8 protein-coding genes and 1 pseudogene are annotated in these 7074 nt (G+C 64.2%); 6 read left to right on the top strand and 3 right to left on the bottom strand.

All coding sequences use genetic code 11. The features are described from left to right. Together waaF and rfaD are read right to left on the bottom strand one after the other, a co-directional pair. Window positions 1-480: lipopolysaccharide heptosyltransferase II (gene waaF, locus EOA27_RS15215; RefSeq protein ID WP_127256597.1), on the bottom strand; the 480-nt coding region annotated here is incomplete at its 3' end. After that, window positions 453-1400, bottom strand: coding sequence for an ADP-glyceromanno-heptose 6-epimerase (rfaD, locus tag EOA27_RS15210; protein WP_126081707.1), 948 nt, complete (start codon window positions 1398-1400; stop codon window positions 453-455). The genes waaF and rfaD, both read right to left, overlap by 28 nt. 184 nt (window positions 1401-1584) lie before the next feature. Here rfaD and EOA27_RS15205 point away from each other — a divergent pair, with 184 nt between their 5' ends. The 5 genes and pseudogenes from EOA27_RS15205 to EOA27_RS15185 all read left to right on the top strand — a co-directional run bounded on the left by EOA27_RS15205 (window position 1585) and on the right by EOA27_RS15185 (window position 5548). Next, on the top strand, window positions 1585-2019 hold the full coding sequence (locus EOA27_RS15205) for a thioesterase family protein (RefSeq protein WP_126081708.1): 435 nt from the start codon (window positions 1585-1587) through the stop codon (window positions 2017-2019). A 60-nt stretch (window positions 2020-2079) separates the two neighbouring features. Beyond that, window positions 2080-2710 (top strand): annotated as a pseudogene (locus tag EOA27_RS15200) (LysE family translocator). A gap of 151 nt (window positions 2711-2861) precedes the next feature. Continuing rightward, window positions 2862-4346 (top strand): D-glycero-beta-D-manno-heptose-7-phosphate kinase, encoded by a 1485-nt coding sequence (rfaE1, locus tag EOA27_RS15195; RefSeq protein WP_126081709.1) that lies wholly within the window; start codon window positions 2862-2864, stop codon window positions 4344-4346. Window positions 4347-4353: 7 nt separating this feature from the next. Next, window positions 4354-4926 (top strand): SIS domain-containing protein, encoded by a 573-nt coding sequence (locus tag EOA27_RS15190; protein ID WP_126081710.1) that lies wholly within the window; start codon window positions 4354-4356, stop codon window positions 4924-4926. Continuing rightward, on the top strand, window positions 4919-5548 hold the full coding sequence (locus EOA27_RS15185) for an HAD family hydrolase (protein WP_126081711.1): 630 nt from the start codon (window positions 4919-4921) through the stop codon (window positions 5546-5548). Before EOA27_RS15190 ends, EOA27_RS15185 begins: the two co-directional genes overlap by 8 nt. Window positions 5549-5615: 67 nt before the next feature. On the opposite strand, the gene EOA27_RS15180 is transcribed toward EOA27_RS15185, so the two are convergent. Beyond that, entirely contained in the window at window positions 5616-6092 is a 477-nt protein-coding gene (locus tag EOA27_RS15180) for an Lrp/AsnC family transcriptional regulator (protein ID WP_126081712.1), read from the bottom strand. A 233-nt stretch (window positions 6093-6325) separates the two neighbouring features. Between EOA27_RS15180 and EOA27_RS15175 the strand changes: the two genes are divergently transcribed. Next, the coding region (locus EOA27_RS15175) for an FAD-dependent oxidoreductase (protein WP_127256595.1) at window positions 6326-7074 on the top strand (749 nt) is incomplete at its 3' end.

Raw genomic sequence — 7074 nt, 5'->3', positions numbered from 1 at the left:
GGCTTGGTTGGCCTTGTCGACGGTAAGCTTCGGCGCGCGAAACGTGCCGCCGCGCGCGAGGCCGAAATAGGCGCGCGCCGTGCGCCGCTTCAGCGCTTCGGGCAGCGGCACGATGTCGGTCAGCAGGCCATAGCGCATTTCGCGCAAATTGCCGACACGATGGGGGATGCGGGCAAAGAACGGGATCAGTGCCGATTTCCAGCTTCCCGGCAGCACATAGGCCATGTCGTAGCGGCCGCGCAGCAGGCGGCCGAAGCGCCTGCGGCTGCGGAATTCGAGCGCGCCCGGCATCAGCGGGAAGTCGATCTGGCTGCGTATCTCGGGCATGCGCTTGACCAAAGGCGCGGCCCAGGCCGGCGCCAGCACATCGATCGCCGCGTTCGGATGTTTTTCCTTCAGCGCCGCAAACAGGCACTGCGCCATGACCATGTCGCCCACCCAGCGTGGACCGATCACGAGGATCGTTGGGCCTTCAGCCATTCGACATAGTCCCTGACGCCGGTTTCGACTGTGCGGAATTGGCCATTGTAGCCGGCCGCGCGCAAGCGGGACATATCAGCCTGCGTAAAACTCTGGTAGCTGCCCTTGAGATGGTCGGGAAAGGGGATGAACTCGATCTCGCCCTTGCCCAGCGTGTCGATCACCGTTTCGGCGACGGCGCGGAACGGCTGGGCGCGACCGGTGCCGCAGTTGAAGATGCCGCTCTGGCCCTTTTTCCAAAGCCACAGATTGACGTCGGCGACATCGCCGACATGGATGAAGTCGCGGCTCTGCTCGCCGGGGCCGAAGTCGCCATAGGCGCCGAAGAGTTTCGGATTTTCGCCGCGCTCGACCTGGTTGAACAGATGGAAGGCGACGGACGCCATGGCGCCCTTGTGCGCCTCGCGCGGTCCGTAGACGTTGAAGTAGCGCAGCCCCGTCACCTGCGAATGATCGGCGTCGACATTGCGGCGGACATAGTCGTCGAACAGTTTCTTCGAATAGGCATAGACATTGAGCGGGCGCTCGAACTCGGGCTCCTCGCGGAACTCGCTGCCCCCGCCATAGACGGATGCGGAGGAGGCATAAAGGAAGGGCACGCGCAGGTCGAGGCAGGCATGCAGGAGCCGCTTCGAATAGGTGTAGTTCACGTGCATCATGAACTTGCCGTTCCACTCGGTGGTGGTCGAGCAGGCGCCCTGATGGAAGACGACCTCGATGCGGCCGAGCGCGCCATTCTCGAGCTGGGCGAGAAAATCGTCCTTGTCGAGATAGTCGGCGACGCGAAGGTCGGCGAGGTTGGCGATCTTGTGGCCGTCGGTGAGATCGTCGACCACGACGATGTCGTCATGCCCCTCGGCGTTGAGTGCGGCGACGATGTTGGAGCCGATCATGCCGGCGCCGCCCGTGACGATGATCATGAAGGCCTCTGTCTGTTTGCGATCCGGGCTCTTATAGGGGAGGTGGGCTGGGCTGTCGATAAAGCTCGCCGGCCGCGGCTACGACGAATGTAGGGATGGATCGGCGGAAGGGCTTTCGGGATAAGCTGCTTGCAAGCACCGGGGCGAGGGCGCCGCGGTGCGGATACATGCCCGTGGTGCAATCATGACGTCCGATCTAAAGCCTGGCCTTCGCCATCTTCAAACCCTGCGGGTGGACGATACCCTGACGGTGCCTGCCATGACGCCGGCCTTTGCGGGATTCGGCGACATGCCGCCGGTATTCGCTACCGCCTTCATGGTCGGCTTCATCGAATGGGCGTGCATCGAGGCATTGCGCCCGTTCCTCGGAAGCCATGAGAGGACCGTCGGCACCCATGTCGATGTTTCCCATGTCGCCGCCACGCCTGTCGGCATGATGGTCACGGCAGATGTCGAGCTTATCGCCGTGGAAGGAAGAAAGCTGCGCTTCAAGGTGTCGTGCAGTGACGAGGGCGGACCGATCGGGGAAGGTTTCCACGAGCGCGCCGTGATCGACCATGACAAGTTCATGGCGCGTGTCTTGACCAAATCCCGGCAGACAGGTTCCTTGCCACAGTGAGGCCGCAAAGCTACCGCTCCAGTCGGCCTTAGCCAGCTGGCGCAGCGTAAGGGACCAAGAATGCCGTCGACCGAACTGCTCATCGCATTCTTCGCCACCACTGCGATCTTCGCCTACATCCCCGGACCCGCCATGCTTTAGCCGCGGCGCAGACGATGGCGCGGGGCCGCTGGTCGGGGCTGACGGCGGCTCTCGGCATTCATCTTGGCGGTTATGTGCATGTCTTCGCGGCCGCCGCGGGACTGTCCGTCCTGTTCCACGCCGTGCCGCCGCTCTATCTGGCGGTCAAGCTCGGCGGCGCGCTCTATCTGATCTGGCTCGGCGTCTCAATGATCCGCAAACGGACAGGCGGCGATACGGCTCTGCCGGCCATCGAGCGGAAATCGGCGCGGCGCGCCTTTTTCGAAAGCATCACCGTCGAGGTGCTCAATCCGAAGACGGCGATCTTCTTCATGGCGTTCCTGCCGCAATTCATCGATGCCTCGGCGGCGTTCCCGTCTGGCTGCAGTTCGTCGTGCTTGGAACCATCGTCAATCTGATGTTTTCCTCCGCCGATATTGTTTGCGTATTCCTTGCCGGCGCGATGATCGACCGGCTGCGGCGTTCAGGGCGGGCGCAGCGGCTGATGCAGCGTGCAGGCGGCGCCGTGCTTGTCGGCCTCGGCGTCCACGTGGCCCTGCAGAGAAGCTGATTGCACAGCCGACTTCGGCCGCAGTCAATCGGGCCTGCCGTTGCGCTCGCCGCAATTGCGGTATATCCGCATCGCGTTGAGCGAGGTGCGCCACAATTCCGGCGCTGAAACCTAATCAAGTCCTGCCTTTTTCAGGCATATGTCGAGTGAGATGATCAAGCACAATCCGCCCTCTCCGGAACCTTTGCATCGCACCATCGCCCGGTTCGGCGAGGTCACCGTGCTGGTGGTCGGCGATTTCATTCTCGACCGTTTCGTCAGCGGCGTGATCGAACGCATCTCGCCGGAGGCTCCGATCCCCGTGCTGCATGGACGGGGCGAAATGCTGAACATGGGCGGCGCCGGCAATGTCGTCTCCAACATCGTTTCGCTAGGCGGGGCCGCCATACCCGTCTCGGTGATCGGCGCCGACCAGGCCGGCAACAATCTGATGCGCATGCTGAGCGAGATCGGTGTCGACACGGACGGGCTTCTGCAGCGGGCGGACCGCATGACCTCGTCGAAAAGCCGCTTCAGCGCGCTCAACCAGCAGGTGCTGCGCTTCGACGAGGAAGAGATCAAGCCGCTCACTTCCGCCGAGCGGGCGAAGCTCATCGATCATTTCCAGGCCGCGCTTGGCCGCGCCGACATCGTGATCCTTTCCGATTACGGCAAGGGCATTCTGCTCGACGGCGTCGCCGGCGAGCTGATCGCGATCTGCCGCGATGCCGGCAAGCCGGTGCTGGTCGATCCGAAGGGGCGCGATTACGCGCGCTATGCCGGCGCCACGGCAGTGACGCCGAACCGCAAGGAGCTTGGCGAGGCGGTCGGGCGCAAGGTGTTCGGCGATGACGAGATCGTGGCCGCCGCACGCGACCTGATCGCCGCGCATGACTTCGAGTATATCGTCGCCACGCGCAGCGAGAAGGGCATGAGCGTGGTCTCCGCCGAGGATGCCCGCCACATTTCCACCCAGGCCAGCGAAGTGTTCGACGTTTCCGGTGCCGGCGACACGGTCATTGCGAGCTTCGCGCTTTCGCTCGCCGCCGGCGCCGACCGGGTGCATGCCGCGGTCATCGCCAATGCGGCCGGCGGCGTCGTGGTGGGAAAACGCGGCACCGCTCGGCTGAATGTCGAGGAACTGTCCGGCGCGCTGTTCCGCTCGCATGGGCCGACGGCTCATACGGATGCCATTCTTGACGCCAATGCGGCGGCCAGGATGGTCGCCGCCTGGAAGGAAGAGGGCCTCACGGTCGGCTTCACCAATGGCTGTTTCGACATCCTGCACGCCGGCCATGTCAGCCTGCTGCATGCCGCCCGCAGCCAGTGCGACCGGCTGGTGCTCGGCCTCAACAGCGACGACTCGGTGCGCCGGCTGAAAGGGCCGGGGCGCCCGGTCAACAACCAGCATGACCGCGCCTGCGTGCTGGCAGCGCTTGCCTCGGTCGACGCCGTCGTCGTCTTCGAGGAGGATACGCCGCTCAAGCTGATCGAGGCGCTCTTGCCCGACGTCCTGGTCAAGGGCGCGGACTATACGATCGAGACCGTGGTCGGCGCCGATGTGGTGCAGAAGGCGGGCGGGCGCGTGGTGCTGGTCGACCTCGTCGCAGGCAAGAGCACGACGAACACGATCGGCAAGCTGCGTGCCGCAAACTGAGGGTCTCATGTCCGATTTGAACGACTACCTGGTCCGCTCCGCGGCGGCGATCTCGGCGATGGTCGAGCGCGACCTGACCGGTGAGATGGAGCGCGCCGTGAGCACGGTCGTGACCGCGCTTTCGCAAGGCAAGGCGCTGCTGATCTGCGGCAATGGCGGCTCGGCCAGCGATGCCATCCACATCGCCGGCGAGTTGGTCGGCCGCTTCCTGAAGGAGCGCAAGGCCTACAATGTCATCGCGCTGCCGGCCAACGCCGCGGTGCTGACCGCCTGGGGCAACGATTACGGCTTCGACACCGTCTTCTCGCGCCAGGTCGAGGCGCATGGATCGGAAGGCGCGGTGCTGCTTGCCATCTCGACCAGCGGCAATTCGCCAAGCATCCTTGCCGCCGCCGAGCAGGCGCGCATGATGGGCATGACGGTGATCAGCCTTACCGGCGATACCGGCGGCAAGCTCGCGCCGCTGGCCGACATCCTGCTCAATGTGCCATCGACCTCGACGCCGATCATCCAGCAGGGGCATCTCTGCCTCTACCACCATCTGTGCGAGGCGGTCGAAGCGCGTCTCAGCAATGGCTGAGAGCGAAGGCTTTCCGCTGGCCGGGCCAGGCCTTTGGGTCGAGCGGGTTGGTGACCGGAGCTTTCCGGCCGGCCGGCCGGCGCTGTTCCTCGATCGCGACGGCACGATCAATCTGGATACCGGCTATCCCGACGATCCGGCGACCATGGCGCTGCGCGATGGCATCGCGCCGGTCATCGCGACCGCGAACCAGCGCGGCATTCCGGTCGTTGTCGTCACCAACCAGTCCGGCATCGCGCGCGGCTATTTCGGCTGGGACGCTTTCGCCCGGGTCAACGGGCGCGTGCTCGACCTGCTGGCTGAACAGAACGCGTTTGTCGACATGGTGCTGGCTTGCGCCTACCACGAGACCGGCACCGGTCTACTGGCGATGGCCGATCATCCGATGCGCAAGCCCAATCCAGGCATGCTGCTGGAGGCGGGCCGGCAGCTCGGCCTGGACTTGAAACGATCACTGATCGTCGGCGACAAGCTGGCGGATATGGAAGCCGGCCAGCGCGCCGGCCTCACGTGTGGCTGGCTTGTCGACGGCGAAGGCTCGATGATGGGCGGGCTTTCGGTGTTGCCGTTGCGCGACGCAACGGACCTTGGTGGACTGCTCACTGCGATACGATCGCTTTGATCGCAGGTTGATTCAAGACCTGAAGTTAAGCCTGTTGTTCTGCAGCGGAATTTCCGGAAACGGCACATCAAGTTTGAAAGGCCACCAGCCCCTCATCCTTGACGCGGCGGATGGTCAAGGCGGTGCGCACCGTGTCCACATTCGGGGCCGAAGCCAGTTCCTCGATGACGAAGGTCTGGAAGGTGCCAAGGTCGCTTGCCACGCAGTGCAGCAGGAAATCGGATTCGCCCGACACCATCCAGGCGTCGCGCACGATCGGCCAGCCGCGCGTGCGTTCGGCGAAGGTCTTCAACTCGGCATCGGCCTGATGGTGCAGGCCGATCAGGCAGAAGGCGACGACATCCATGCCGAGCGCCGGCGCGTTGAGAAGCGCGCGGTAACCGCGGATGATGCCGGCTTCTTCCAGCCGCCTGACGCGGCGCAGGCAGGGCGGCGCCGAGATGCCGACCCGGCTCGACAATTCGACATTGGTCATGCGCCCGTCGCTCTGCAATTCACGCAGGATCTTCCAGTCGATGGCGTCGAGGTCGGCTTTGAGCGGCATGGCTGTCTCGGCTCTTGCGCAAGAATCTTTCGCGAATTTGTAATTAAACGACTTTTGTGTCCGCGCCAGCCCCTCACCGACGCGATTTTTAGAGGTAACAAAAGCTGCGATTTTGCGAATATCCGGCTGACGGCAGCTTTCCGGGGACGACGGTCCGTTCGTCTTGCTGCCATGGTTTGCAACCCTTACATTAACCTCGACAAAACCACGGCTTTGCGCCGCAGGGGACTTTCATGAACACCAAACATGCGCCCGTTCTCATTATCGGTTCCGGCCCGGCCGGCTACACGGCGGCGATCTATGCCGCCCGCGCCATGCTGAAGCCGATGCTGGTCGCCGGCCTGCAGCAGGGCGGCCAGTTGATGATCACCACCGACGTCGAGAATTATCCGGGCTTCGCCGATCCGATCCAAGGACCTTGGCTGATGAGCCAGATGCTGGCGCAGGCCGAGCATGTCGGCACCGATATCGTCAACGACATCATCACCGAGGTCGACCTCAATGTGCGGCCGTTCCGCGCCACCGGCGATTCCGGCACCGTCTACACGGCGGACGCGCTGATCATCGCCACCGGCGCGCAGGCCAAGTGGCTGGGCATTCCATCCGAGCAGACCTTCATGGGCTTCGGCGTTTCGGCCTGCGCCACCTGCGACGGCTTCTTCTACCGCGGCAAGGACGTGGCGGTGGTCGGCGGCGGCAATTCCGCGGTCGAGGAAGCGCTCTATCTGTCGAACCTCGCGAAAAGCGTCACCGTCATCCATCGGCGCAACGATTTCCGTGCCGAGCGCATCCTGCGCGAGCGGCTGCTTGCGAAGGACAATGTCCGCGTCATCTGGGACACGGTGGTGCACGAGATCACCGGACGTCCGGGTAAGGCGCCGCTGCCGCCTTCCGTCGAAGGCCTGACGCTGCGCAATGTCGTGACCGGCCAGGAATCGAAGCTGCCGGTCGACGGTGTGTTCGTCGCGATCGGCCCTGTCTC

Source organism: Mesorhizobium sp. M2A.F.Ca.ET.037.01.1.1 (genome assembly GCF_003998075.1).
Taxonomy (GTDB): Bacteria; Pseudomonadota; Alphaproteobacteria; order Rhizobiales; family Rhizobiaceae; genus Mesorhizobium.
This window is presented reverse-complemented; position numbering and strand designations above follow the sequence as displayed.